Annotated in this window: 26 protein-coding genes and 1 tRNA gene; 8 read left to right on the plus strand and 19 right to left on the minus strand. The window is 56.7% G+C overall.

Annotated features, from left to right (window positions below; translation table 11 throughout):
- Positions 1-7: 7 nt before the first annotated feature.
- Genes ACWJJK_RS16685 through ACWJJK_RS16710 form a run of 6 tightly spaced genes read right to left on the minus strand, consistent with a single transcriptional unit; the run spans position 8 to position 5,625 of the window.
- Entirely contained in the window at positions 8-643 is a 636-nt protein-coding gene (locus ACWJJK_RS16685) for a PilZ domain-containing protein (RefSeq protein WP_434111812.1), read from the minus strand.
- Between the two features lie 19 nt (positions 644-662).
- Positions 663-1,940, minus strand: a complete 1,278-nt coding sequence (locus tag ACWJJK_RS16690) for a replication-associated recombination protein A (protein ID WP_166642529.1) — start codon at positions 1,938-1,940, stop codon at positions 663-665.
- Positions 1,941-1,980: 40 nt separating this feature from the next.
- A complete protein-coding gene (lolA, locus tag ACWJJK_RS16695) occupies positions 1,981-2,604 on the minus strand; it encodes an outer membrane lipoprotein chaperone LolA (protein WP_077728049.1) in 624 nt (207 codons plus the stop codon).
- Between the two features lie 14 nt (positions 2,605-2,618).
- Entirely contained in the window at positions 2,619-3,980 is a 1,362-nt protein-coding gene (gene purB, locus ACWJJK_RS16700) for an adenylosuccinate lyase (RefSeq protein ID WP_454128300.1), read from the minus strand.
- Positions 3,981-4,016: 36 nt separating this feature from the next.
- Entirely contained in the window at positions 4,017-5,141 is a 1,125-nt protein-coding gene (mnmA, locus tag ACWJJK_RS16705) for a tRNA 2-thiouridine(34) synthase MnmA (protein ID WP_454128301.1), read from the minus strand.
- A 4-nt stretch (positions 5,142-5,145) separates the two neighbouring features.
- Entirely contained in the window at positions 5,146-5,625 is a 480-nt protein-coding gene (locus ACWJJK_RS16710) for an NUDIX hydrolase (protein ID WP_156879529.1), read from the minus strand.
- A gap of 160 nt (positions 5,626-5,785) precedes the next feature.
- On the opposite strand from ACWJJK_RS16710, the gene ACWJJK_RS16715 reads away from it, so the two are divergent.
- From ACWJJK_RS16715 to clpA, 3 genes are all read left to right on the plus strand, one after another.
- Positions 5,786-6,538, plus strand: coding sequence for an elongation factor-1 alpha (locus tag ACWJJK_RS16715; RefSeq protein ID WP_077728045.1), 753 nt, complete (start codon positions 5,786-5,788; stop codon positions 6,536-6,538).
- A 118-nt stretch (positions 6,539-6,656) separates the two neighbouring features.
- The gene (gene clpS / locus ACWJJK_RS16720; protein WP_077728044.1) at positions 6,657-6,977 is read left to right on the plus strand and encodes an ATP-dependent Clp protease adapter ClpS; all 321 of its coding nucleotides are present in this window, start codon (positions 6,657-6,659) and stop codon (positions 6,975-6,977) included.
- Between the two features lie 15 nt (positions 6,978-6,992).
- Positions 6,993-9,260 (plus strand): ATP-dependent Clp protease ATP-binding subunit ClpA, encoded by a 2,268-nt coding sequence (gene clpA / locus ACWJJK_RS16725; RefSeq protein ID WP_133716913.1) that lies wholly within the window; start codon positions 6,993-6,995, stop codon positions 9,258-9,260.
- A 4-nt stretch (positions 9,261-9,264) separates the two neighbouring features.
- Here the strand turns inward: clpA and infA are convergent, their stop codons facing one another.
- The 4 genes from infA to ACWJJK_RS16745 are packed head-to-tail and all read right to left on the minus strand — an operon-like array spanning position 9,265 to position 12,125.
- On the minus strand, positions 9,265-9,483 hold the full coding sequence (infA, locus tag ACWJJK_RS16730) for a translation initiation factor IF-1 (RefSeq protein WP_026609371.1): 219 nt from the start codon (positions 9,481-9,483) through the stop codon (positions 9,265-9,267).
- 50 nt (positions 9,484-9,533) lie between these two features.
- Complete coding sequence (locus ACWJJK_RS16735) at positions 9,534-10,259, minus strand: arginyltransferase (RefSeq protein ID WP_086133568.1); 726 nt, start codon at positions 10,257-10,259, stop codon at positions 9,534-9,536.
- Positions 10,256-10,960 carry a leucyl/phenylalanyl-tRNA--protein transferase gene (aat, locus tag ACWJJK_RS16740; RefSeq protein ID WP_077728127.1) on the minus strand — a complete coding sequence of 235 codons (705 nt, stop codon included), beginning with the start codon at positions 10,958-10,960 and terminating at the stop codon, positions 10,256-10,258. The genes ACWJJK_RS16735 and aat overlap by 4 nt, the downstream gene beginning before the upstream one ends.
- Positions 10,935-12,125 carry a GNAT family N-acetyltransferase gene (locus ACWJJK_RS16745; protein WP_156879528.1) on the minus strand — a complete coding sequence of 397 codons (1,191 nt, stop codon included), beginning with the start codon at positions 12,123-12,125 and terminating at the stop codon, positions 10,935-10,937. Before ACWJJK_RS16745 ends, aat begins: the two co-directional genes overlap by 26 nt.
- Positions 12,126-12,218: 93 nt before the next feature.
- On the opposite strand from ACWJJK_RS16745, the gene ettA reads away from it, so the two are divergent.
- Complete coding sequence (ettA, locus tag ACWJJK_RS16750; protein WP_086133571.1) at positions 12,219-13,886, plus strand: energy-dependent translational throttle protein EttA; 1,668 nt, start codon at positions 12,219-12,221, stop codon at positions 13,884-13,886.
- A 275-nt stretch (positions 13,887-14,161) separates the two neighbouring features.
- Here the strand turns inward: ettA and ACWJJK_RS16755 are convergent, their stop codons facing one another.
- Positions 14,162-14,809 (minus strand): glutathione S-transferase family protein, encoded by a 648-nt coding sequence (locus ACWJJK_RS16755; RefSeq protein WP_077728039.1) that lies wholly within the window; start codon positions 14,807-14,809, stop codon positions 14,162-14,164.
- A 91-nt stretch (positions 14,810-14,900) separates the two neighbouring features.
- On the opposite strand from ACWJJK_RS16755, the gene ACWJJK_RS16760 reads away from it, so the two are divergent.
- A complete protein-coding gene (locus ACWJJK_RS16760; RefSeq protein WP_077728038.1) occupies positions 14,901-16,643 on the plus strand; it encodes a DEAD/DEAH box helicase in 1,743 nt (580 codons plus the stop codon).
- A gap of 15 nt (positions 16,644-16,658) precedes the next feature.
- Positions 16,659-17,546 (plus strand): ATP-binding protein, encoded by an 888-nt coding sequence (locus tag ACWJJK_RS16765; RefSeq protein WP_133716917.1) that lies wholly within the window; start codon positions 16,659-16,661, stop codon positions 17,544-17,546.
- Positions 17,547-17,796: 250 nt separating this feature from the next.
- On the opposite strand, the gene ACWJJK_RS16770 is transcribed toward ACWJJK_RS16765, so the two are convergent.
- The 6 genes from ACWJJK_RS16770 to queA form a co-directional block, all read right to left on the minus strand.
- Positions 17,797-18,915 carry a polysaccharide pyruvyl transferase family protein gene (locus ACWJJK_RS16770; RefSeq protein ID WP_454128302.1) on the minus strand — a complete coding sequence of 373 codons (1,119 nt, stop codon included), beginning with the start codon at positions 18,913-18,915 and terminating at the stop codon, positions 17,797-17,799.
- A 33-nt stretch (positions 18,916-18,948) separates the two neighbouring features.
- Complete coding sequence (locus ACWJJK_RS16775) at positions 18,949-20,517, minus strand: FAD-dependent oxidoreductase (RefSeq protein ID WP_434148034.1); 1,569 nt, start codon at positions 20,515-20,517, stop codon at positions 18,949-18,951.
- A 71-nt stretch (positions 20,518-20,588) separates the two neighbouring features.
- A complete protein-coding gene (locus ACWJJK_RS16780) occupies positions 20,589-20,843 on the minus strand; it encodes a YkgJ family cysteine cluster protein (RefSeq protein ID WP_077728034.1) in 255 nt (84 codons plus the stop codon).
- A 4-nt stretch (positions 20,844-20,847) separates the two neighbouring features.
- Positions 20,848-21,318: an HIT domain-containing protein gene (locus ACWJJK_RS16785; RefSeq protein ID WP_454128303.1), complete on the minus strand. Its 471-nt coding sequence runs from the start codon at positions 21,316-21,318 to the stop codon at positions 20,848-20,850.
- Positions 21,278-22,384, minus strand: a complete 1,107-nt coding sequence (locus ACWJJK_RS16790; RefSeq protein WP_133716922.1) for a lysylphosphatidylglycerol synthase transmembrane domain-containing protein — start codon at positions 22,382-22,384, stop codon at positions 21,278-21,280. The genes ACWJJK_RS16785 and ACWJJK_RS16790 overlap by 41 nt, the downstream gene beginning before the upstream one ends.
- 40 nt (positions 22,385-22,424) lie before the next feature.
- Positions 22,425-23,459 carry a tRNA preQ1(34) S-adenosylmethionine ribosyltransferase-isomerase QueA gene (gene queA / locus ACWJJK_RS16795; protein ID WP_434148039.1) on the minus strand — a complete coding sequence of 345 codons (1,035 nt, stop codon included), beginning with the start codon at positions 23,457-23,459 and terminating at the stop codon, positions 22,425-22,427.
- 83 nt (positions 23,460-23,542) lie between these two features.
- Between queA and ACWJJK_RS16800 the strand changes: the two genes are divergently transcribed.
- Positions 23,543-23,629, plus strand: a tRNA-Leu gene (locus ACWJJK_RS16800).
- Between the two features lie 406 nt (positions 23,630-24,035).
- A complete protein-coding gene (locus ACWJJK_RS16805; RefSeq protein ID WP_077728030.1) occupies positions 24,036-24,497 on the plus strand; it encodes a DUF2335 domain-containing protein in 462 nt (153 codons plus the stop codon).
- A gap of 90 nt (positions 24,498-24,587) precedes the next feature.
- Here ACWJJK_RS16805 and ACWJJK_RS16810 read toward each other — a convergent pair whose 3' ends face one another.
- Both ACWJJK_RS16810 and ACWJJK_RS16815 read right to left on the minus strand, forming a co-directional pair.
- Positions 24,588-24,770 carry a hypothetical protein gene (locus tag ACWJJK_RS16810; RefSeq protein ID WP_077728029.1) on the minus strand — a complete coding sequence of 61 codons (183 nt, stop codon included), beginning with the start codon at positions 24,768-24,770 and terminating at the stop codon, positions 24,588-24,590.
- An 11-nt stretch (positions 24,771-24,781) separates the two neighbouring features.
- The gene (locus tag ACWJJK_RS16815) at positions 24,782-25,036 is read right to left on the minus strand and encodes a hypothetical protein (protein ID WP_156879524.1); all 255 of its coding nucleotides are present in this window, start codon (positions 25,034-25,036) and stop codon (positions 24,782-24,784) included.
- Positions 25,037-25,712: the final 676 nt, after the last annotated feature.

The following is a 25,712-nucleotide window of genomic DNA, read 5'->3' on the forward strand; positions in this document are numbered from 1 at the left end:
GAAGCGCTTATTCCGATGGCTGTTTCTTGTTTCTAAGCTGCTGCAGCTGCCGTCTGACGACGTGGCGAATCAGTAGCTCCCGATCGCTGTCGCGCAAGCCGACGAAATCCACGGAAATTTGGTAAGGCAGCTCGGAATCGGGCCCGTTCTTTTTGCAATAAACGATACGACCGTACGCAGTTAACCCGATCAGATCAGGCGGCAAGACCATCTTGATTTCCAGCACTTTACCTGGAGCATAGGGCTTTTCCACATCGAAGGATAAACCGGAAGCGCTGAGGCTAACACCTTGAGTGGTCTGCTCCGGCAAGTTGGCCTCGTAGCTCAGGAAAGCCCGGGCGATGAGATCGATTTTGCGCTCCAGAACCTTCAAAAAATCGCCGATTTCCGGAGTGTCTTTTTCTATTCGCCGCAGCAGCTTTCGGGACTCCTGAGTCAGCAAATCCAGGCTGGCTGAAAGGGCGAAAGAATCCAAGGGAAAGTCCCGCGGACTTCGGTTATCAGGAATCTCATCGGGCGCTATTTCCCTGAAAAAAAGAATAATCTCGTCTTCTATCCGAAAATATCGCCTGCGCTCCTTTTCCGCGTCCCTGCCACTCATCGGTTCCGTCCCCTCGTCATGATCCGCTTGGTGGTCGACCATAAAACTCATCCGATAGTAACTACGTCTTATCCAGAGCCGCCTTATCTAAAACCTTCAGCCGTTCCAATTTTTCCGCGATCTTGATTTCCAGCCCTCTCGAAACCGGCTTGTAGTATGCACGGGGCGGAAACCCTTCGGGGAAATAATTTTCACCCGCCGCATACGCTTCGGGTTCATCATGAGCGTAACGGTAATGCTTTCCGTAATCGAGTTCCTTCATCAATCGCGTGGGGGCGTTGCGAAGATGAGTCGGCACTTCCAAACTGCCGGTTTTGGCAGCATCGGCACGAGCCGTATTATAGGCGACGTATACCGCATTGCTCTTGGGGGCACAAGCGAGATACAGAACCGCTTGAGCCAGGGCCAGTTCGCCTTCCGGACTGCCGAGACGCTCCTGCGCATCCCAGGCGTTCAGGGACAGCTCCAGCGCGCGCGGGTCCGCATTGCCGATATCCTCGCTGGCGATACGGACGATGCGGCGGGCGAGATAAAGCGGATCGCAGCCGCCGTCCAGCATGCGGCACAGCCAGTACAAGGCCGCGTCCGGAGCGCTGCCCCGCACCGATTTGTGCAGCGCGGAAATCTGGTTATAAAAATCCTCGCCCTGCTTGTCGAATCGCCGGTTTCCGCCTCCGGCGAGCACTTCCCGTGCGATGTCCGGGGTGATTTTGTCTTGTCCCACTTCCAACAGATCAAGGGTGATCTCCAGCAGACTCAGGACTTTTCGAGCATCACCGTCGGCCGCCTTGGCGTACCAGCAGCGAAGCTCCTCGGGAAATCCGAGGTCCGGCCGGCCGACGCCTCGTTCGCCATCCCGCAAGGCCCGCTCGATGAGATCCAGCAGATCGTCTTCCGACAAGGACTTCAACAGGTAAACGCGGGCACGCGAAAGCAAGGCGTTGTTCAGCTCGAAGGACGGATTCTCGGTGGTGGCGCCGATGAAATAGATGGTGCCGTCTTCCACATGGGGCAGAAAGGCATCCTGCTGGGATTTGTTGAAGCGATGCACCTCGTCCACGAATAGAATGGTGCGCCGATTATGCTCGGTCAAAAGCCGCTTCGCCTCCGCGACGGCTTCGCGGATTTCCTTGACGCCCGCCAGTACCGCCGAGATCGGCAGGAATTCCGCGTCGGCGTGGCGGGCGACGATCCGCGCCAAGGTCGTCTTGCCGGTGCCGGGCGGTCCCCAGAAAATCATCGAATGAAGCTTGCCGGCCTTGATGGCCTCATAAAGAGGCTTGCCGGGCGATATCAAATGCCGCTGGCCGATATACTCGTCCAGGCAGCGGGGCCGCATCCGGTCGGCCAGAGGTCTCTGAAGATCCGTATTCACGCGTTTATTTTTCCTCGAACACGTCGACTCCCGGCGGAGGACGGAATTCGAACAGGCTGCGGTCCAGCTTGAGTCCCGTTTTCACCCCGGTGAAATAGATGCGGGTGAGCTGGCCGAAATTGTCGCTCAGTTCCATCCCCGCGAGCGTGTCGCCGTCCAGGCCGATCAGGACGTATTTGAATCCGCTGTCTTCGGCCTTCGGCACCAGCTTGATCCAGAACAAGCCCTCGTCCATGCCCTGATTCTCGATCTTGAAATTCTTTTCCAGCGCCACTTCGCCGCTCAGCAGCAGAGCTGGCGTGGAACCGATCGCATCGTCGAGGCGCTTGGCGGTTACCTGTTCGAGGTCGACGTCGTAGAACCAGACCTTGCCGCCATTGGAAACGATTTCCTGGCTGTAAGGCTTCTTGTAATCCCAGCGGAACTTGCCGGGACGCTGAAGATAGAACACGCCGCTGGTGCGCTGGCGGGGACTGCCGGCTTCATCGATCACGACCTGGGAAAATTCCGCCTGTAGGGTATTCGCTTTCGCCAGGAAATTCCGGAGCCGCTGGACCGGCGCCTCTTCCGCCGCTATCGGAAAAACGGGAAGAACAATCAATAAAAGAAGTAATGCTTTTTTGAACATCGTCTGTTTATTGCTCAAGAGTTCTTGGCCAGAATTTCCGCATAGCCGGTGTAATCGCGGGGCGTCAGCGCCAGCAAGCGCTGCTTCGCGTCTTCCGGAATGCTCAGCCCGAGGATGAACTCGGACAGCGCCTCCGGCTCGATGCGCTTGCCGCGGGTCAGGTCCTTCAGCTTTTCGTAAGGCTTTTCGATGCCGTAACGGCGCATGACCGTCTGAATCGGCTCCGCCAGCACTTCCAGATTGGCGGCAAGATCGGCTTCCAGGGCGCCCGCGTCGAGTTCGAGCTTCCCGAGCCCCTTGAAGGTCGATTGCAGCGCAATCAGCGTATGGGCGATCCCTACGCCGATGTTCCGCAGCACGGTCGAATCGGTCAAATCCCGCTGCCAGCGCGAGATCGGCAATTTTTCAGAAAGATGACCGAAGACCGCATTGGCCATCCCGAGATTGCCTTCCGAATTCTCGAAATCAATGGGATTGACCTTGTGCGGCATGGTCGAAGAACCCACTTCGCCAGCCACGGTTTTCTGGCGGAAGTAGCCCAGCGAAACATAACCCCACACGTCGCGGTCGAAATCGATCAGCACAGTGTTGAAACGCGACAGGGCGTGGAAAAACTCGGCAAGATAATCGTGAGGTTCGATCTGGGTGGTGTAAGGATTGAACGTCAAACCCAAAGACGTAACGAAGTTTCGGCAAAAGGTCGGCCAATCGACCTCGGGATAGGCAACCCGGTGGGCATTGTAATTGCCGACGGCACCGTTGATCTTGCCCAATAGTGCGATCGATTCCAACTGCCTCAGCTGTCTTTCGAGGCGGGCCGACACATTGGCGAACTCCTTGCCCATGGTCGTCGGCGTGGCCGATTGTCCGTGGGTACGAGACAGCATCGGCTGGCCAGCATAGATCCTCGACTTTTCTTTGATGGCGGCAACCAGTTGCCGAATCTGCGGCAGCAGAACGCTGTCCCGAGCTTCCTTCAGCATCAAGGCATACGCCAGATTGTTGATGTCTTCAGAGGTGCAGGCGAAGTGGATGAATTCGCTCACCCGAACCAATTCCGCATGATCGGCGATCTTTTCCTTGAGGAAATATTCCACCGCCTTGACGTCGTGATTGGTCGTCCTTTCGATTTGTTTCACGCGTTCCGCATCACTTACGGCGAAACCAGTCAGGATAGCCTCCAGGCGATCGTTGGCGCTATCGCTCAGCGCAGGCACCTCGCCAATGCCCGGCTCTCCAGCCAAAGCTTGCAGCCACCGAACTTCCACCAGCACCCGGAAACGAATGAGGCCGTATTCGCTGAGGATCGGGCGCAACGCGTCCGCTTTGTCGGCATAGCGCCCGTCGATGGGGGAAAGGCAGGTGAGAGACGTCATTCAGAAAACCTTAACTTTATAGTGAGATTGCGAAACTCAGGCCACAGCCCGAAAAACCGACGTCGAGGTCGGGGCGGCGTCTAACGCGCGTTCGATGATCCCGCCGCCCAGGCACTCCTCGCCCTGATAGAACACCACCGATTGGCCCGGAGTCACGGCGCGCTGCGGTCGATCGAAGACGACACGGATTCTCTGTTCGTCGACAGCTTCGACGGTACAGATCTGATCCGGCTGACGGTAACGGACTTTTGCAGCGCATCGAACAGGCGTATCGGGAGCCTTGCCGCGCACCCAGCTCAGGCTTCCGGCTTCCAGGCCGGCATGGAACAGCATCGGATGATCATGCCCCTGACCAACGACCAGGACATTACGCTCCAAATCCTTGGCCAATACGTACCACGGCTCTTCCGAGGCGCCTTTCATGCCGCCGATGCCGAGTCCTTGCCGCTGCCCCAGGGTGTAATACATCAGTCCGTCGTGGCGTCCGATGATCTGACCGTCGGGCGTTTCAATCTCGCCCGGCTGAGCAGGCAAGAAACGCTGCAAGAATTCCTTGAAACGACGCTCGCCAATGAAGCAAATGCCGGTGCTGTCTTTCTTCTGATAATTGGATAATCCTGCCTGCTCGGCACGCTTTCTGACCTCGGATTTTTCCATGCCCCCGATCGGGAACAACACGCGAGCCAACTGCGGCTGCCCCAGGGTGTAAATGAAATAGCTTTGATCCTTCTGTTGATCGATCCCTTTCAGCAGAGTGTAACCGCCGTCCCGACGTCCGACCCGCGCGTAATGCCCCGTCGCGATCAAATCGGCGCCTAAATCCGTCGCATAATCCATAAAGGCTTTGAACTTGATCTGCTGATTACAGAGGATATCCGGATTGGGCGTGCGGCCAGCTCTATACTCGCTCAGGAAGATCTCGAACACCTCGTCCCAATATTCGGCGGCAAAATTGACCGCGTGCAGCGGGATGCCCAGTTTGTCGCAGACGCCTTTTGCGTCGGCGAAATCCTGTGGAGCGGTGCAAAGGCCGGTATGATCGTCCTCCTCCCAATTCTTCATGAAAAGACCGATCACGTCATAGCCCTGTTCCAGGAGCAACAAAGCGGTGACGGAGGAATCCACTCCGCCTGACATACCGACGACGACTTTCTGGGACATGAATTCAACTCAGCAAGGATTTGAGCACCGACAAGGGATAGCGTTCCCCGGCGAGATAATCGTCGATGCATTTCATCACCAAAGGACTTCGAAGACGCATTTTCTCGCTCAAAAGTTCCTCGCGGGTCAGCCACAAACTGCTCACGATGCCCTCGTCGAGAGGACTATCCGGATCGTGACCATCAACCGACCCGACAATTCCGATTCGAAGAAAACTGGCGTCTCCCGAAGCCCGGCGCCATAGATAAATCCCAACCAGTGCCTCGGGTCTGAAATGCCATGCGGTCTCTTCGAAGGTTTCGCGGATAGCGGCCTCGATGACGTTCTCTCCTGCTTCGACATGACCTGCGGGCTGATTGATCACAAGCTCGCCGTTATCGGCTCGCTCCTCGACTACGAGAAAACGCGCGTCCCGCTCGACGATGGCCGCGACGGTGACTCGCGGCCTCTCATTCCGGCTGAATTCGGTTTCGAGCTGGTGCATGCACTTTTAACTGATGTGTAAATTGCCTAGCCGGTTCGCGTGTGCTAAAAGAAAAACGGCCATATAACATATAGAATTAGAATGTTGCGAGGTTTGTCGATGCCCGGTGGGCAGGCTAGGATAAACCCTCTAACTTACCCCTTCCGGCTGGAGCTGAATCATGCCGTTCAACCTAAGCAGTTTAGGATTAGCGATAAAGCTGTTATTTTCCGGTTATTTGACGGTCATAGCAATCGGCTATGCCGTCGCAATGATCCAGATCCTGTTTACCCACGGAATGGCTGACGGCAAATTCGGTCTTTCCATCGAAGATATCGTCTACAGCTATTACGGCAATCGTTCCGGTTCCGTACTTGAAAGCCAGCTGAACGGCTCCATGAAGCCCATGGCGCCGGACGAAGAACGCTTCAAGATCATCCAATGGGTGCGCGACGGCGCCAGCGAGAAAGCTTATGAAAGCGACATAAAGCCCATCTTCGAGCAACGCTGCGTCAGTTGTCACAATGCGGAAGCCGGCGGATTGCCCGACTTCACGCAATTCGCGACCATCAAAGCGCGGACCGCATCCGACGAGGGCGCGACTTTCTCGTCATTGACGCGCGTGTCGCATATTCATTTATTCGGCATTTCATTCATTTTCATGTTCGTCGGACTGATCTTCGCCTTATCCACGGGAGTTCCCGTGAAACTGAAGGGCGCGGCGATCATCATGCCTTACGCTTTCTTACTGCTTGACATCACATCCTGGTGGCTGACTAAACTGAACCCACACTTCGCCCTCCTGGTCGTTCTTGGAGGCGCTGGTTTGGCTATGGCGTTCGTATTCATGTGGGTGGTATCGATGTACGAGATGTGGATACTCCCCAGAAAGCTTCCTTTTCCGGATCGTCGTAACGCTTTAACGCGATCGTGAAACCTATGGCGAATGGTTGTGCCGGGAAATCATTTATACCAAGGGCGGTCTAATACAACGGAGCCCGCAAATGCTATAGTAGCCGTGGTCTAGACATGTTGCAGTTCAAGGGCGAGAAATGGCACAACATCCTGATCACAAGCTCACAGACGATGTTGTCGTACAAGAAGCGAAGCCAAAACTTAAACGGCCACCGCTTTATAAAGTGATTCTGTTGAACGACGATTTCACTCCGATGGATTTCGTCGTTTTGGTATTGAAAACGTTCTTCGGCATGAGCGAGGAAAAAGCTACCCAGATTATGCTTCACGTTCATACGCGGGGCATCGGCGTTTGTGGCGTCTTCTCCAAGGACGTCGCAGAAACCAAAGTCCAGCTGGTGAACGATTATTCTCGGCAGCACCAGCATCCTCTGCTTTGCACAATGGAGGAAGCCTGAACAGGCCCTGATTCTATGTTAAGCAAAGAACTCGAATATTCATTAAACGTCGCGTTCCGATCGGCCTACGAGAAAAGGCACGAATTCATAACCGTCGAGCATCTCTTGCTCGCGATGCTCGACAATTCGATAGCCGTTGAAGTGCTTCGAGCCTGCGGCGCGAACATCGATCAATTGAGAAAGGATCTGACCGAGTTTCTGGATGAAACGACGCCGCTCATCCCGCCTGGCGTGAAGCGCGAAACTCAGCCGACGCTCGGCTTTCAGCGAGTCCTCCAGAGAGCGGCCTTTCACGTCCAGTCCTCGGGCAAGAAAGAGGTCACCGGCGCCAACATCCTGGTCGCTATTTTCAGCGAGCAGGACTCCCAAGCCGTTTATCTGCTCAACAAGCAGGACGTAACCCGCTTGGACGTCGTCAATTATATTTCTCACGGCATTTCGAAAGTTCGCGAAGATTCGGATGCGAATCCGAAAAGCAGCACCACTTCGGACAGCGACGAAGGTGAAGGCGCTGCCGCCAATCCTTTGGAAAAATTTGCTTCCAACCTTAACGAATTGGCGAAACGCGGAAAGATTGACCCGCTGATCGGACGCAAGGGCGAGATCGAACGCACCATCCAGGTCCTGTGTCGGCGTCGCAAGAATAATCCGTTGCTGGTCGGCGAGGCCGGCGTCGGCAAGACCGCGATCGCCGAGGGACTGGCCAAAAAGATCGTCGACAAAGAGGTGCCGGAAGTCCTGTCGGAAAGCACGATTTATGCGCTGGATCTCGGCTCCTTGGTTGCCGGAACCAAATACCGCGGCGATTTCGAGAAACGCCTCAAGGCACTGCTTGCACAGCTCAAGAAAGAGCCCAATTCGATTCTGTTCATCGACGAGATTCACACCATTATCGGAGCCGGATCGGCGTCGGGCGGCGTGATGGACGCCTCGAACCTGATCAAGCCGGTATTGGCCTCGGGCGAACTGCGCTGCATTGGGTCCACCACTTATCAGGAATATCGGGGTATTTTCGAAAAAGACAGAGCTCTGGCCCGTCGTTTTCAGAAAATCGATATCCATGAGCCTACTGTCGACGAGACCTACCATATTCTGCGCGGACTCAAGTCGCGGTTCGAAAAACACCATGACGTGAAATATTCACTGGCAGCGCTCCGCACGGCAGCCGAATTATCCGATCGGTACATTACCGACCGTCACTTGCCGGACAAAGCTATCGACGTGATCGACGAGGCAGGGGCCAGCCAGCGGCTGTTGCCGGTTTCCCGCCGGAAGAAGCTGATCGGCACTTTGGAGATCGAGGATATCGTCTCGAAAATCGCGCGCATCCCCCCGAAAACCGTTTCCACCAACGACAAGGACAAACTGCGGGATCTCGAAAAGAATTTGAAGATGCTGGTATTCGGCCAGGATGAAGCCATTTCGACCTTGGCCTCCGCGATCAAACTGTCGCGAGCGGGACTTCGTGAAGTGCAAAAACCCATCGGCTGCTTCCTGTTTGCAGGCCCAACCGGCGTCGGAAAAACCGAAGTCACCCGCCAGTTGGCCAAGGTACTGGGCATCGAGCTCATCCGCTTCGATATGTCCGAATACATGGAGCGGCATACCGTATCCCGATTGATCGGTGCCCCGCCCGGCTATGTAGGCTTCGACCAGGGCGGCTTGTTGACCGAAGAAGTCAACAAGCATCCGCACGCCGTTTTGCTTCTCGACGAGGTCGAAAAAGCCCATACCGATGTGTTCAACCTGTTGCTGCAGGTCATGGATCACGGCACCCTGACGGATAACAACGGACGCAAGGCCGATTTCCGGAATATCATCCTGATCATGACGACCAATGCCGGAGCTTCCGAGGGCGGCAGACCATCGATCGGTTTTACGCAGCAGGATCACTCCACCGACAGCATGAAGGTCATCGAGCGGATGTTTTCGCCCGAATTCCGCAACCGACTGGATGCCATCATTCAGTTCAAACCGCTCAACCTGGACATCATCGGCCAAGTCGTCGACAAGTTCATGTTCGAACTGGAATCGCAACTGGCGGAAAAGCGGGTGTCGGTGGTTTTGGAGCCCGATGCGCGGGAATGGCTGGCCGAACACGGCTTCGACCCGTCTATGGGGGCGAGACCCATGGCCCGGGTTATTCAGGAAAACATCAAAAAGCCCTTGGCCGATGAAATCCTATTCGGCAAGTTAAGCGAGGGCGGAGTAGTGAGAATCAGCGTGGAAGATGGCCAACTGGCGTTTACCATCGAAGGCGTGCACGAAGCAGCGGAAGTCTGAGTTCTTAACGCTGACGAAAGGTGATTCGGCCTTTCGTTAAATCGTACGGCGTCATTTCCACTTTTACGCGGTCACCCGTCAGAATGCGGATGTAATGCTTGCGCATTTTGCCGGAAATATGTGCCGTAATAATATGACCGTTATCCAACTGGACGCGAAAAGTCGTATTGGGCAAAGTTTCGATCACTTTGCCTTCCATTTCGATGTGATCTTCTTTCGACATAAACCTCTCTCAAAAGTGAATACGAACAGTAAAAGCCGAATAATATCATATTAAGTTTCAAGCACGATATTCTCGCCTTTTTCCACCAGTACCCAGTCTTCGCCCACCAGAGCCTGTAGAGGACGAAACGAATTTTTATAGCTCATTTTTCGGCAACCGGATATCCAGAATCCGAGATATAGCCAATCCAATCCGCGTCGTTTGGTCTCCGCTACTTGCCACAAAATGGCATAGCTGCCCAGGCTGAGTGCGGGTAAATCGGGATCGAAGAACGTATAAACCGCCGAGAGGCCATCGGCCAAACAGTCGGTGACAGCTACTGCCAACAAGCTATCCCCGCGCTTAAACTCGTAGAAACCGGTCTCCGCCCATCCGCACGCAAGAAAACGAATGTAATCCTCCGCCGAGGATTCGGCCATATGGCCATCCGAATGCCGCGCATTGAGATACCGCAGGAAGAGTCGATAGTGCGCCTCTTCGAATCGAGCCGGCTTCAGAGCAATTTCCAAATCGGCATTCATCCGCTGAATCCGACGCTGCCCGCGATTCGGCCGAAATCGCGCGACCGGTATGCGTACCGGCACACAAGCCGAGCAATTCGAGCAGTGCGGACGGTAAACCATGTCGCCGCTTCGACGGAAACCTCTGGTTGCGAGCCACGAATAAATATCGACATCCAATGCCTCCCGTGGCGAAACATAAGCCATCTGCGCCTGCCTTCCCGGCAGGTAATCACAATCGTGCTCATAGCTGATGTAAAGCGGTATCGATTTCATAAAACCCCGCCCGCCGACTTCCAAGCCTCGCTCGAAACCGGCTGTTCACAATAGATTTGCAACAATTTCACGAACTCCGAGCGCGGAATCTCTTCCGCTCCCAAACTGGCTAAATGCCGGGTATAGACCTGGCAATCGATCAGGACATAACCCCACCGCTTCAAACAGTCGCACGCGAAAGCGAAAGCAGCCTTGGAAGCGTCAGTGACGTGGTGAAACATCGATTCTCCGAAAAACACCCGGCCGACCGAAACCCCGTAAAGTCCGCCAACGAGCGCCTCTTCCTGCCACGCTTCGAAGGAATGGGCCAGACCCAGATCAAAAAGATTGGAATAAGCCCGCTTCATCTCCCCTGTTATCCAGGTTCCACTCGCATAGTCTCGCGGCTCCGCACAAGCATCCATGACGCGGTCGAAACATACATCGAAACTGAAACGAAATTCACCGCGCCTGAGCCGCTTGCCAAGGCTCCGGGAAATCTTGATATTCTCGGGTTGTAGGATCAACCGCGGATCCGGCGACCACCAGAGAATCGGTTCGTCTTTGCCGAACCACGGAAAAACGCCGCTCCGATAGGCATTCACCAGCCGCCGCGCAGAGAGACACCCGCCCACTGCCAAGAGTCCGTTCGGTTCATCCAGAGCCGTTTCCACCGGCGGAAACGGCTCGTTTCGATCAAAGGGATTCAGAACGGTCAGCATGGTCGAAATTTTTGAAAGGCGAGTGGGCATTTAGTTCCGACATATAGGCGCGTACCAAACCCATCTCCCGCTCCAAAAAGCGTGCTATGGGGTCGCGGAATCCGACGTCGGCCAGCCAGTGGGCCGACCAGGTCTCGGTCGGCAGAAAGCCTCGACTGACTTTGTGTTCGCCCTGAGCGCCGGGTTCGAAGCGACGGAGGCCCTCCTCGATACAATATTCAATGCCCTGGTAATAGCAAGCCTCGAAATGAAGAGCGGTCACGTCCTCCGTGCATCCCCAGTAGCGACCGTACAATGCATCGCGACCGACGAGAAAAAATGCTGCCCCGACGATTCGTCCGTGTCGCTCGGCGAGAACCAAAAGGATTTGCTCTCCCATCTTTGCGGCAATCGCTTCGAAAAACTCGAGCGTCAGCGCCGGATAGTTGCCATGTCTCGCGAAGGTGGACCGGTAAAGCTCGTACACCGTACGCCAAATGTCGGGCTCCACTCGGTCGCCCCGGATTCTTCGCAACTCCACCGAGGCGTCCCGCACCTGCCGGCGCTCCCGCTTCACTTCCTTGCGCCGCTTGGCGGTAAAGCCCGACAAAAAGTCCTCGAAATCCCGGTAGCCCCGGTTTTCCCAGTGGAATTGACAGCCGAGCCGCTTCAACACGCGCTCCGAATGCAGCAATACCCGGTCCTGCGTGAACAACCAGTGCAGCGAGGAAACTCCTGCATCACGCGCCGCCTCGATCGCGAACTCAACCGCGGCTTCCGCCAAGCTATCCGAGTAACGCTCGGGCGGAATCAGAAGACGCGGGCCCGTGGCCGGCGTGAACGGCGAGGCCACGACCAGCTTCGGATAATAGGGCATGCCTGCTCTTTCGTAGGCGTCCGCCCAGGCCCAATCGAAAACGAATTCGCCGAACGAGTTGAGTTTGAGATACGCCGGCAGGGCGCCTACCAGGCGGCGCTCGGAATCCTCGATCACCACATGGTAGGGAATCCAGCCGACGTGCTCGCCCAGGCAACCGCATTCCTCCAATGCGAGCAAGAATTCATGCCGTAGAAAGGGATAAGCGCCGTCGGTCAGCGCATTCCAGGCTTCGGGCTCGACCGCGCCGATATTGCGAATGATGCGCGACCTCAAGCCCGCCAACTGCGTCTTGTCTTGGGCATTCATCTCGTATCCTCAACAGTCAAAAGGCCGCATGCCGTGATCGATTCGCCAAACCATGAAATAATAACGCCTTTCCGCCAACACAATCCTGTCAAAATGGCTCAGTACATTTTCACGATGAACCGGGTGAGCAAAATCGTGCCGCCCAAACGCGAGATTTTGCGCGACATCTCGCTGTCCTTCTTTCCCGGCGCAAAGATCGGTGTGCTCGGCCTGAACGGGTCCGGCAAATCCACCCTGCTCCGCATCATGGCCGGCGTGGACAAGGAATACGACGGCGAAGCCCGGCCGCAGCCTGGAATCAAGATCGGCTTTCTTCCGCAGGAGCCTCAGCTCGACCCGACCAAGACCGTTCGCGGCAATGTCGAAGACGGCGTGGCTGAAATCAAGGCGTTGGTCGACCGCTTCAACGAGGTCAGCAACGCTTTCGGCGAACCCGACGCCGATTTCGACAAATTACTCGCCGAGCAGGCTGAACTCCAGGACAAAATCGAGGCTGCCGGCGCCTGGGAACTCGAACGCAAGCTGGAAATCGCCGCCGACGCCCTGCGCCTTCCGGACTGGAACGCCGACGTCACCAAGCTCTCAGGCGGCGAACGCCGCCGCGTCGCCCTGTGCCGGTTGCTGCTGTCGAATCCCGACATGCTGCTCCTCGACGAACCCACCAACCACTTAGACGCCGAATCGGTGGCTTGGCTCGAACGTTTCCTCCACGACTTTCAGGGCACGGTCATCGCCGTTACCCACGACCGCTATTTCCTGGACAATGTCGCCGGCTGGATTCTCGAATTGGACCGCGGCCACGGCATCCCCTGGGAAGGCAATTATTCCTCCTGGCTGGAACAGAAGGAAAAACGCCTGGAAATGGAGGAGAAGCAGGAAACCGCCCGCCAGAAAGCCATGAAGGAAGAGCTGGAATGGGTGCGCGCTAATCCCAAGGGCCGGCAGGCCAAGAGCAAGGCACGTTTACAGCGGTTCGAGGAACTCTCGTCCAGCGAATACCAGGCCCGCAACGAGACCCGCGAGATCTATATTCCGCCGGGCCCGCGCCTGGGCGAACTGGTGGTGGAATTCGAGGGCGTCTCGAAGGGTTTCGGCGACCGGCTGCTGATCGAGGACCTGAACTTCCGTCTGCCGCAGGGCGGCATCGTGGGCGTGATCGGTCCCAACGGCGTCGGCAAAACCACCCTGTTCCGCATGATGGCCGGTGCCGAAACGGCCGACACCGGCAATATCCGCGTAGGTCCGACGGTTCAGCTCGCCTATGTCGAGCAGTTCCGCGACGCCATGGACGACAAGAAAACCGTCTGGGAAGAAATTTCCGACGGCCTCGATATGGTCACGGTGGGCAAGTATCAGACGCCGTCCCGCGCCTATGTGGGCCGCTTCAACTTCAAAGGCTCGGATCAGCAGAAGCGCATCGGCGAGCTATCGGGCGGCGAACGCAACCGAGTTCATTTGGCCAAACTGCTGAAAGCCGGCGGCAACGTGCTGTTGCTCGACGAGCCGACCAACGATCTCGACGTGGAAACCCTGCGGGCGCTTGAGGAAGCGCTGCTGGAATTCCCGGGCTGCGCCGTGGTCATTTCGCACGATCGCTGGTTCCTAGACCGCATCGCCACCCATATGCTTGCCTTCGAAGGCGATAGCAAGGTGGTCTGGTTCGAGGGCAACTATGCGGACTACGAAGCCGATCGCAAGCGTCGTTTAGGCGACGAAGCGGAAAATCCGCACCGGATCCGCTTCAAACCCTTGATGGGCTGAGAGCTTGTGGATAAACCTACTGCGCGATTCGAGTCCGCGCCTGCGGTGCTCAACGTACCCGATCTAACCAAGGCATCGCGTAGCGATTCTTTGAATCCCCCTCTCCCCTTATGGGAGAGGGCCTGTACGCCTGTGCTTTTCACGCCGGACCTCCGTGTCCGGCACCCTATGGGCGGCAACTGCCGTGCAAATCGGCATTCCTGCCGATTTGTCGGCACGGACTCGAACCGCTCGCGACGGTTTCTCACAAGCTCTGATTCGAAGCTGTAAAATGGTTATTTCTTCGCAAAGAAGGCCGATATGGCGGCGGCTCGATCCGCCGCCACTTTCTTAACGTGCGGACGGGATTCCATCATGCCCATATAATCGGCGGCGCCGGTGACTTTCTGCAAGAAATCCTCGCCGTAAATGCGTTGCGTGGCGGATGACAGCAAACCGAAACTGGGCCAGAGGGCACAATCGGCCGCCGTGAAACGATTGCCGGCTACATAAGGAGAAAATTTCGCGAGGCGATTGAACGCATCGATGCCCATACCGATTTTTTCCTTGACCTCGGCCTTGGTTTCATCCGAGGCTGAACCGCCGAAGAATGCCTCTCCGTACAGGCGCCGGACGACGAGTTCCACATTCAGCTCGAAATGTTGAATCAACTCCCGGCACTTGGCACGCTCGAAAGGGTCGGATGGATAAAGCGGATTTTGCGGAAACGCCTCTTCCAAGTATTCGAGAATGACCTGGGACTCCGAGAGCGGTCCTTTATCGGTTAACAAAAAAGGAATCTTACCGGCGGGCGAGAATTGCAAAATTGCTTCCTTATGGAACGGATTGGCCGCCTGCTCCTCGAACTCGATGCCTTTTTCCAGAAGAACCAGCTTGACCTTATTGTAATAATTGCTGATAGGAAAACCGCAAAGCTTAATCATCAATCCTCTCCTGAGTTAATAGCCGAAACGCCGGTTCCGAAAACCCAGAGTATCGTACATCGAACATCGCTCCACTAGCTCTATCGAACACATGACATTACCCAATTCAGTTACGTCCTTCGAACAATTAGCCATTGCCCAGCCCATCCTTCAGGCGCTCCGAGAGATCGGTTATGAAGCCCCGTCGCCCATTCAGGCGGAAAGCATCCCTCACCTATTGGAGGGACGCGATTTGCTCGGACAGGCCCAGACCGGCACAGGAAAAACCGCGGCCTTCGCAATTCCCATCCTGACCCGGATCGACCTGTCCCAGCGTTCGCCACAAGCCCTGGTGCTCGCGCCCACCCGCGAACTCGCCATCCAGGTGGCCGAGGCCTTCCAAACCTATGCCCGCCATCTCGAAGGCTTCCACATTCTGCCCGTTTACGGCGGCCAGGGCATGGGATCGCAATTGCGGCAACTCGCCCGCGGCGTCCATGTCATCGTGGGCACGCCGGGCCGGGTAATGGATCATCTCCGCCGCGGAACCTTGTCTTTGGATAATCTGACCACGCTGGTACTCGACGAAGCCGACGAAATGCTGCGCATGGGCTTCATCGAGGATGTCGAATGGATTCTGGAACAAACGCCGCAGACCCGCCAGATCGCGCTGTTTTCGGCCACCATGCCGACCGTCATCCGCAAAATCGCCGACCGGCATCTCAACAACGCGGCGGAAGTAAAAATCAAGGCGAAGACTGCCACCGTTGAGGCCATCAGCCAGCAATATTGGCTGGTCTCGGGCGTGCAAAAGCTGGAAGCCCTAACCCGCATTCTCGACGCGGAAGATTTCGACGCCATGATCATTTTCGTCCGCACCAAGACCGAAACCGTGGAGCTGGCCGAGAAACTGGAGGCTCGCGGGTATGAGGCCGCGGCCCTGAACGGGGACATGAGCCAGGTCTTGCGCGAGAAAGTCATCGACCGCTTGAAGAAGAATGCCCTGGACATCGTCGTCGCCACCGACGTCGCCGCGCGCGGACTGGACGTGGAGCGGATCACGCATGTCGTGAACTACGACATTCCCTACGACAGCGAAGCCTATATTCACCGCATCGGGCGCACCGGGCGCGCCGGGCGTAAAGGCAAGGCCATTCTGTTCGTCGCTCCGCGCGAAAGGCGAATGCTGCGCGCCATCGAGCAAACCACTAGACAACCCATACAGCAAATGCGGCTGCCTACCCTGCAGGACATCGCCGACCGCCGCATCGAGCAGTTCAAGGCTCAGTTGGTTCAAACTCTGGACGACGAGGACGTGAGCTTTTACCGGGAACTGGTGGACAAATTGGTCACCGACGAAATAGGCGATTCCGCCGATATCGCCGCCGCCCTCGCCTATCTGATGCATCGCGAACGTCCGCTGGAAGCTACCGAGGAACCGGAACTATCGGCTCCGGAACCGGTTCGTGAACGCCGGCGGGAAAGAACACGCCCGGAAGGAGGAACACTGCGCTACACCATCGACGTCGGCCGCGAGCACGGCGTGCAGCCCAAGGATATCGTCGGCGCCATTGCCAACGAAACCGGGCTTTCTTCCAAGCTGATCGGTCAGATCAAACTATTCGATACTTACAGCACGGTAGAACTTCCGGCCGATCTCCCGGACGATTTCTTTAGGCTACTGAAGAAAACCTGGGTAAAAAACCAGCGCCTCAATCTGCAATTGCTGGACAACGGCGGTCGGAAACCAGGCAAGAAGCCGGCAAAGTCCGGCGAACGCAAGTTCGGGAAACCGAAAGCCTCGGGGCAGGATAAACCGGCGGCGAAACGCCGCCCCAAAGAAGACCAGCCTTAAACCAGCCGTCCGTCTATGGAATTACTCGCACAACTGATCGCCAGGGCATCCGAACTGCTCGATCGTCTCGAAAGACGGATGCCTTCCGGGCCGGCGGAACCCGATTGGGAAGGCGCCATCGCCTTCCGATGGCGCGGGGCCGGTCACGCCAACCCTTTGCAACCCATCCGAAATCCTCACCGGCTGGCCCTGGCCGATATCTTGTGCGTCGACCGGCAAAAGTGCGAGCTGGACCGGAATACCCGGCAATTCATCCAGGGATTGCCGGCCAACAACGCCTTGCTTTGGGGCTCGAAGGGCACCGGCAAATCCTCGCTCATCAAGGCTCTTCTCAACGAATATGCCTCCGTAGGTCTGCGTGTCGTAGAGGTGGACCGGCAGCATTTGGTCGAGCTGCCGGACATCTTGGAGCTGCTCTATCCGCGCTCGGAAAAATTTATTCTGTTTAGCGACGATCTTTCGTTCGAAGCGGACGATGCGGGCTACAAGGCTCTGAAATCCACGCTGGAAGGCTCGTTCAGCGCCCCGCCGGCGAATGTATTGATCTACGCCACCTCCAACCGGCGGCATCTGCTGCCCGAGTACCGCGAGGAAAACCTTCAAGCCCGCCATATCGAGGGCGAAATCCATCAGGGCGAAGCGGTGGAGGAAAAGATCTCGCTGTCTGAACGTTTCGGCTTATGGCTGTCTTTTTATCCGTTCAATCAGGACCAATACCTGGACATCGTCCGGTACTGGCTGGACAAGCTCCATACCCCTTTGGACGACTGGGAAGCGGTGCGTACCGAGGCTCTTCGTTTTGCCCTTCAACGCGGTTCCCGCAGCGGCCGAGTCGCCTGGCAGTTCGCGAAGGACTGGAGCGGCCGCATGCAGCTCGATATTCGACCGGCGAATAACCCCTGATCGTTTCAGATGACTACGGGAATCGACCGAGTATCACTCAGCGCCGAAGCAGCTAGAGCATTTTCTGATTCGGTGTAAGGGAGCCCCATATGTAGGTCGGCAATCCCTTGCCGACGTACCGGCTCGGCAAAGGGCTTTGTCGGAAGGGCAGCTCTGGCGCTCCCAGAGATGCCGTTTGCGATTGGGAAGGGATTGCCGACCTACGTTCTTCCCGCCCCACACGAATCCGTACACCGGGATCAAAAACGCTCTAGCCTGATCTCGTCAGAAGACGGACGAGAAGCTGATTCGTCTCTCGCGCACGGGATTGGAGGGCGGGGAGCCGTCGCTTGATCCTGGCGCGAATTTCATCTCGCGTGTCCCAACAACGGTCTATCCTGGCGATGAGCTGACCGATCCCGACATCGCCCAGCGGCGGCGTTTCCATCTCCAGATCGTCAAGAAAACCTACGACCTTGGACGCGTAGGGAAGCGCCACGAAAGGTGTCCCCTGAAGGGCAGCGAAGATCAGAAAATGGAGCCGCATACCCACGGCGAACTCGAAACGCCCCAGAAGACCAAGCGTTTGCTGAGCAGAGTAATGCCGTCTCAGAATTTCCGCTCGTTCCGAATTGTGCATGTGCGCCACCACCCCGTGGCTGTGCTGGACGTCGGTCCGTTCCATCGGAACGAAAACGACGTCGGCATCGAGCCGGTCCACCATGAAATCCGCGGTATTGGCGAGCAGCGCGTGATAATGCTCCGGGTCGAGATCGGGAGCCGCAGGACCCGGCTCTCTGACCGAAAAGCCCACCAGGTGGCGTTCGAACTCGACACCCTCCGATTTGAGGACTTCCAGAGGAAGCTGATCCGGACGTATGAGCAAAGCAGGATCGGCGGTCAGATGAATCTCGCGATCGATCCCGACGTCTTCGAGCAGCCGATAGCCTTGGCGATCCCGCACCGTGATGATGGCCGCGTGGTTCAAAGCCTCGCGTACCGCGCTACGCGCACTCGAATCCGTGAGCGGGCCCGCGCTCACCGCGTACACGACCACAGGAACCCCGAATTCATGCGCGAGAAACACTTCCCTCAAGTAGGTCTCGGCGTCGCGGTCGTAAAGAATGCCGCCCCCACCGAGGATAAACAGATCGAGCCCCTCCACTTCCCGGCTGACTTCTTTCCGGGTCAGGTTCCGGACCGGGACAGCACGCTCGACCTTGTGCCGGCTCAGCGTATCCTCAGGGTTCCGCGAAAAAACCGTGATCTCGGCCTCGATGGACCGGCGCAACTGGCTCACTATGCCGTCCAGAATGGCCTCGTCGCCGAGATTCATCCCGCCGTAGGATCCTGAAATGCCGATGCGGAATCGTCGGTTCTGCTGATCCATCGACTGTCTCCGAAAATCATCTCAACCCAAACCTCAAAGCGGCGAAAGCGACGGCCAGGAGAGCGCGATTCCCTGCCGCCGAAGCAGGGATTGGAAATCTTCCAGCAGTGCCTTGCGGCTTCTCACGAAGCGCGGCGGAACCTTGCGCTCAAGGCAGAACGCCGCCAGCAGCCCCGCCGCCTCGCCCACGTTCCATTCGACATGGTGTACCCGATAAGCTCCGTTCGTGATGTGCGTCACGCCCAGGTTCTTGCCGCCGGGCAATAGGTTTTCGACGCGCACCGGCAGCAACGATCCGAGCGGAATCTGGAACGGCCAGCAGCCGAGGTCCAGATAACCGGCGCCGCTGGTACGGGGGTGGAGATCGATGCGGTAACATCCGATGCCGACCGAGTCGTCGAAAAATTCGGGACCGTCCGGTCGGAGCGGATGTGCAATCTGCTGTTCGAGTACGGTGAACTCGGCCCGGATGCGCCTGGACTCCCGGATGTAAGGCGCCGGCGCGAGTCCGTCGACGGTCCCGCCGACCACGTCCCGGCGAAGGCGGAGCCCTCGATATCCGATTCCTCCGTCCGGCCGCGGAGCTTCGGTCTGGAGCCAGTAAAGCAGACTGAGGCTGAGTTGCCGCGCGGCCTCCAGATTTCGTGCCTGCTCCACTTCGTCGACGCCGCAGACCGGTCCGAACCAGTAATCGTTCTGGGGCCAATTGACTACGCTGACGTCGCTGGGCGCGAAGCCATGCTCGAAGTTGGTGACATCCAAAATTCGACGAAAGTGCCACCAGGGCCGTCCGTCCTCCGCCTCAAACAAGAAACGCGTCAACGGCTCGTGCGTTTCGGGCCGACTCGTAGTCCAGCCGAGCAATCGCCCCGGCCAGTCCGGCGGCCGGTAATCACGCCACAGCTCGTATTGCCGCGGCTTATCGATAGTGTGGTCCTCGCCGGGAAGGTACTCCATGGCGAAGCAAACCGTGATCGCCTGCTGATCCTTGGGATCGGCCATCTCGGACGCGTGGGGCTCGCCGGTTTCGGCGCGGGATTCGGCGCCCAGCACATGTTCCACTCCGGCCAGGGCGAGCAACTCGCCCTGCGGAGTCGCGTCGATGAAATAAGATGCTTCGATCAGGGTGTCACGTCCGGATTCAAGACCTCTGACGACCACCCCGGTCACCCGATCACCGTGGGTCCATGCGTCAATCGGGCGATGGGGGTGCATAACGAACATTTTGCCGCTGAGTTGATACGGCGCGACCATCTGATGGAGCACCGCGACGGCGACACGCGGATCGTGGCACAGCCGGCTGACCCAACCGTTGCCCGGATTGAGATGTTTCGATGCCCGCGCCACCGGCGTGAGCGGCAGATGGGCACGGTAATATTGGCGGATACCTTCCCGCAGCGCCTTATAGCTGGCCGTCGCGCCGAATTCCTCGATCCACGGATGCTCGTCCGGGGGAACCGCCTGATTCGTCAACTGACCGCCGATCCAGTACGTTTCCTCGGTCAGAACGACCCGATATCCCACCCTGGCCGCGCCCAGGGCGGCAGCACAGGCGCCAAGCCCTCCTCCGATGATGGCGACATCCGTGCGAAGAACCTCCATGCCTGATCTCCTCCGTTCACTCCCTGGATATTGACTGTTGCGAACGGTGCGAGTTCTGGTTCGCCGGCGGACTACGGGAGCGTCGCATCTTCCAGCCAGGTCAGATAGGCGATCGCCTCTTCCCGGCTGTTGCCGCACATTTCCTGCGACGGCTGCAGTCCCGCGCAACAAGCCGGACGGCCGGGCTGCCCGAAAATGGCACATCGAAAATCAGGGGTCAGATGGATGCACCGAACGCCTGACGGCTTGCCTTCGGGCATGCCGGGAAGCGGGCTGGAAATTGATATGGCGATGCAGCAGGCGCCGCAGCCGGTCCGGCAGTCCATGGTCTCAATCGAAAAAGACAAAATGTTGCAAAGGCGCGGCTCCGAGCTTTCGCCTGATCTCCATGATAGTAGGTGCGTCGTAAGGCAACGGATCGAAGCGACCCCAAATCGGACCGGGCCACGCCGGATCGCCTCGATAGCGCACCACATGGTGAAGGTGAAGCTGTGGCACCAGATTGCCGATGGCGGCGATATTCATCCTATCGGCACGAAACAGCTCCGACAGCGTACGGGAGAGGTGGGACGATTCCCGCATAAGCTGAACCTGGTCCTCATCCGTCAACTGATAAATCTCGCTAAGCTCTTCCCGCTCCGGAACGAGGATGAACCACGGATAGCGGTTCTCATTCATCAGCAAAAGCCGGCACAACGGAAAATGGCCTAACTGAATACAATCCTGCGACAAACGAGGATGCAATTCGAACATAAAGGGCTCAATCGATACCGATTCGTGGCTGCCGGACATCGGAGCCATACACGCGCTTAACCCAACGCGTCATGACCGGCACGCCGATGATCAAATAGGGATAGTAGCTGATCAGCCGCCACAGAATGGCCAGACCCAGGGCCACGCCAGCCGGGGCGAAATCCCTGAACAGCCAGGAAAAACCGAGTTCGGCGACGCCGGCGCTGCCGGGAGTCGGCGAAAGAACCATGACTATCCATAACACGGCTTGTCGACCAATGGCGAGCAGATGATCGAACAATGTCATCGGCACAGGGGAAAAAGCCGCAAGAACGCAGTTCAAGACCAGATATCGGCCTATCCATGCAAGCGATGTCGCCACCCAAACCTGAAACCAGAAAATCGATTTCCTATCCCGCAAATCGCGTGAGGCCGTGAGCAGGTCGTTGACCATGTGCAAGCCTCGCGAGCGCCAGAAGCGGAACATCCGTAGCATGAGCAGCCTGGTCAGCCACCAGTTGATCCAGTGCGGCGCTACGAACAATGCCGCAATAAGCAGTATCAAGTAGACGACCAGCCCGCCCCAGGCCACCCAAAACCCGACCATCATGCTGGTTCCGAGCAGTTCCGACCGAATGTAGTGCAAGGGCGCGAAAATGTCGGCCTGAGGAACGAACAGGCTCGCGAAGAAAGGGAGCGAGGTATAGAACACCTGATCGAGAAAAACCGTGGTAAATACGATCGCGGTGCTGCGACCGATGCTGATCTGTTCTTTGACCAGCATAAACACCGCTACGGCGGCTCCGCCGACCATGGATGGCGAAACCGCGGCGAAGAAATCCCAAAGGAGGATTATTTCGAGACAGGTCCGCCACTCCAGCTTACGGTCGGTCAATATCCGCAATTGCCACATGTAGCCGAAATCGCGCAGCATCATCATCAGGAGCGCCAAAGCAATCCAGAAGACCGAACGCGAAGTCCAGGCGAAACGATCCAGCACCTCGCCCATCGGAAGGTCGCTCTTGACCCATTCGCCATACAGCGTGTAGCCGACGATACCCAATCCCAAAACGACCGGTAACAGAATTCGCCCGGGGCTGAACTGCTTAAGAAGCTCGGACGTCTTCGCGACCATTCCGGTTCCGCATAAAAATTGATGGTCCGGGTATTATCGGTTACGCATGCGGCTTGTGCGTGACAAACATCGCGTCGCCGTAACTGAAAAACCGGTATTTGCGCTCTACGGCGTGCCGATAGGCCGCCAGAACCTCGGAATAACCGGCAAAAGCGCACACCAAGGTCAACAGGGTGGATTCCGGAAGATGAAAATTTGTAACCATGGCATCGACACAACGAAAGTGGAAGCCCGGACGAATAAACAAATTCGTCTCGCCTTTGTAAGAAGTCAGGGACCCTTTAAGCGAGGCCGACTCCAATGTCCGCACTACGGTTGTTCCGACGGCAATCACCCGCCCCCCGCGCTGCCGAACCTCGTTAACTTTTTCCACCACGTCCGAACCGACCTCGCAAAGCTCCGAATGCATTTTGTGCTGATCCAGTTCATCCACCCGCAAGGGTTGAAACGTGCCGCTGCCCACATGCAGCGTCACAAAAGCCCGCTCGATACCCTTCGCAGCCAGGCGCTCCAGCATCGCTTCATCGAAATGCAGACCGGCGGTGGGCGCCGCTACGGCACCGGACGCCTTCGCAAACACGGTCTGATAACGTTCCCAATCGGATACCGAATCCGGCCGGTCGATATAAGGCGGCAGAGGAATATGCCCAACGGCGCTCAAGACTTCATCGACGGTTCGACCGTCGAGAAGCATCAGCAGGAACAAATCGTCTTGCCGTCCTTGTACCGAGCATCGAAAACCGCCTTCGAGAAGAATTTCGGTTCCCGCTTTCGGAGCCTTGCTTGCACGCACATGGGCCAAGCCCATACTCGGACCGAGCACCCGTTCGATCAAAACCTCCACCCTGCCTCCGGACGCTTTGCGGCCGAAAAGCCGCGCCGGCATGACTTTGGTATCGTTAAAGACTAGAAGGTCGCCCGCACGAAGCAGTTCCGGCAGCTCGATAAACATACGATCGTCAATTTCGCCGGTCGTTCCATCCAAACACAGCAGCCGACTGGCGCTACGCTCCGGTAGCGGGTACTGGGCGATCAGATCCTCGGGAAGCTCAAAAAAGAAATCACTTTTACGCATCGACAGATGGTAACAGTCGGGGAGAAAAGAATGCAGTATGTGGCTTTTTAAGAGAGATTTCTTTATAATTCGCCTGCTTTCGCGCCGAGGTGGCGAAACTGGTAGACGCGCCAGACTCAAAATCTGGTTTGGGAAACCAAGTGCGAGTTCGATTCTCGCCCTCGGCACCACTTAAAAAACAAGACGTTACGAACTCGGAAGCGTCGGACAAAAACGGCAAGCAAAAACTGCTGTAGACGCAATGTAGACAGGCAACGCAACAAAAAGCCCGGCGCTTACCGGGCTTTTTCATGCCTGCAGATCAACCAAAAAAATCGTGACTACCGTTTGTAGTCTATGGTTATATGTACGGTGATGATTGAATTCAGGCTGCATGAGAGGGTAGATAAATGAAGCGGAAGTCAGCTCTGAGAGCCATACCTGAAATTTTCTCTGTACTTCCTCATGGCGGTTATGGCCGCTTTATAGTCAAGGAAGGCGCAATCGAAATGATGCGGGTGAATTGGACAGAGATCGGTAGCCGCTTAAGTAACTCCATAGAAAAAGTTACTCGCCATCCCGCCAACGGTAGATTGCATGGCCAGAAGGCAAAAGAAACTCGCTAAACAGTCCTTACCGGATCGTAGAGATCCGATCGCTGATTTCGTAGAACATTTGCCTGGAACGGCATCACCCGCTGAACGGATTCAAAGCGTTGTGTCTCAACAGCATTTTTCCGGCCCGATCCCACCCCCGGAAATTTTCCGTCAATACGGTGAAATCATTCCGGACGCGCCAGAGAGAATTCTGCGCGTATTTGAAGATGATTCAAAGCATGCGCGAGAAATTGCTTTCGCCGCATTAAATGCGCAGAAAGGGGATAACCGACGCGCCCACTGGATGGCATGGAGCCTTATCACAATAGGTATGTGCCTCGTGGCATTTCTGGCATATATCGACAAGGATATCCTTGCTGGCGTTGTCGCTGGATCTACTTTGGTCGCCATCGCCACCGGGTTCCTGCAGGCAGGTAAAGCAACCTCTGCAAATGATTTGTAAATCTTAAATTTACGCGCTTTTTCGCCTGCCATCCGCATAAAAAAAGCCCGGTTCGCGCCGGGCTTTTTTTATGCGCTCCAACGCTACGGGTCAGTCGATCTCGGCCCTGATCGCTTTCAGGTCTTCCGCAATGTCATCAAGGATGCGGTATAGGCCGCCCGCCGCCTGGCCGCTAACCGAGAAATCCTTGAGCGTCGACATCTGCTTCAAGAATTCAATCTTGTCCGCGATGTTATGGATTCGGTCAATCACGCTCACTGCGATCTCTTTCATTGCGATCTCCTTTACCCAACCAGGTCGAGAGCGTGATCGATGCGGCTCTCGATCTCGTCGCATACGACCTGGATTCCGTCGACATCTCGCTCACTGAGCTGCGAATCAAGCGCGCCACCAACGGCCCCGCGGACAATTGAAAGTAGGGATTTCGTTTGTTCCAGCATAATGCGCGCGGTTTCGAGGCTGGTGTGATGCGGCAGGCCTTTTGCCTGATCCGGCAATTCAGCGGTTGTCGGCAGATCGGACACAGTTAGGTTTGACATGGTGTTTGCTCCAGTAGAGCGCCACCAGAATGAGGGTGGCGCGGTCTCAACTACCGCTTCTAGACGGCTCGGCTTATTCGTGCGGTTGCCCGCCTTATTTCACCGTATCGACCGCGCCATAGAAACTATGGGCGTAAAAAATCCGCAGGTCTGACGGGTGCGGCGGCCGCTAGAAGTTTAGTAGTGCGGTCAGTATGCGCACATTCGCGAATATCCGTCAATTCGCCGGGTCGGGTGCGTGGTGGCTTCCATGCCATTTTCCACTATACATTCCCCGTGCCAATCTCGCAGCCAGGATTGGCGCGGCTTATCGATTGGCGCGATTCTTTCAAATAACGCCGTTCAGCTCCACGGCAAATGTCATTCCATACTAATCTATGTGGTTTGACCGCGCTGGCACGGTGAATGCTTACCAGGTGAAAATTGCGCGCACGGACGGCCTACCAAGCGCCACCTGAACGAAACCCAGCGGGCCATGGTCGCGGCGAAGCTGGCGAATATGCCGATAGGCGCAGCGGTTGGTAACAAGTACGCGGCAAAGACTGAAAACAAATCGGAAAATTTTCCGATTTGTTTTTTATCCCAATCCGCCGCCGCCGAAATGCTGAATCGGGACGGAAACGGCAGGCATAAAAAACCCCGGTCGAGCCCAAGGCTGCCGGGGTTCTTCTGGTGC

The sequence above is a fragment of the Methylocaldum gracile genome (assembly GCF_053646815.1).